Genomic DNA, 907 nt, shown 5'->3' on the forward strand with positions numbered 1-907 from the left:
GACTATTTATAAAGTAAATCTTTAGACAACAAGACGACGTAGCATAATCCTAGTCATTACGGCATATATGGCTGCTTCGCTCATTTCAGGAAGACGCTCATAATCTTTGCTGAGACGATGGTACTGGTTAAACCACCCAAATGTTCTTTCGACTACCCATCGCTTTGGCAAAACTTGAAATTGTTGCTCGCTACGCCGTATAACTTCAACATGAGCTTGGATCATCAACCAAACACAAAGTGCAAATTTATCACCGTCGTAACCGGAATCAACCCACAGGACTTCAACTTTTTCCAGTAATTCTGGACGTTCTTCTAACAGTTCCATCAAAGCATAGGCAGCAAGCACTCGTTCTGGAGCATTCGCTTCACTGACAACTACTTTCAACAACAGCCCCAGGCTATCAACCAAAGTCTGTCGCTTTCTTCCTTTTACTTTTTTACATCCGTCAAAACCGTACACATCCCCTTTTTTTGGTCAGTCTTGACCGACTGACTGTCTGCGGCAATCGCTGTTGGTTGTGTTGATTTACCCAATTTTGAGCGAACTTGACCACGTAGCGTATGGTTTAATTTTTCCCAAACCCCCTGGCGCTGCCATTTGCGATAGTAGCTGTATACCGTTGAGCTTGGCGGGAAGTCCCCTGGAAGCATATTCCATTGACATCCAGTTTTCAAATGATAATAGATGCCATTGCATATTTTACGCATATCTGTTGTGCGTGGATGCCCTCCTTCTTTGGCTGGTGGAATCAAGGGAGCTAGGATTTCCCATTCCCTATCAGTTAAGTCTGTGGGGTAAGACTTTCGCGCCATGAGCAACTATGTAAATACACTGGATATGAGGTATTTTAGACTTACCCTAACTCCTTTCTTCTCGCTTTTAGATTTACTTTATAAATAACCTC

At 43.0% G+C, this 907-nt stretch carries 1 protein-coding gene; it reads right to left on the minus strand.

Annotated features, from left to right (window positions below):
• Positions 1 to 21 precede the first annotated feature (21 nt).
• Positions 22 to 815 (minus strand): IS5 family transposase gene (locus UYC_RS37070; protein WP_085951639.1). Its coding sequence is split into 2 segments (ribosomal slippage): positions 22 to 464 and positions 464 to 815, totalling 795 coding nucleotides; the frame shifts between segments, so codons are not numbered across the junction.
• Between the last annotated feature and the right edge of the window lie 92 nt (positions 816 to 907).

The organism is Chlorogloeopsis fritschii PCC 6912 (assembly GCF_000317285.1).
GTDB classification, from domain to species: Bacteria; Cyanobacteriota; Cyanobacteriia; order Cyanobacteriales; family Nostocaceae; genus Chlorogloeopsis; species Chlorogloeopsis fritschii.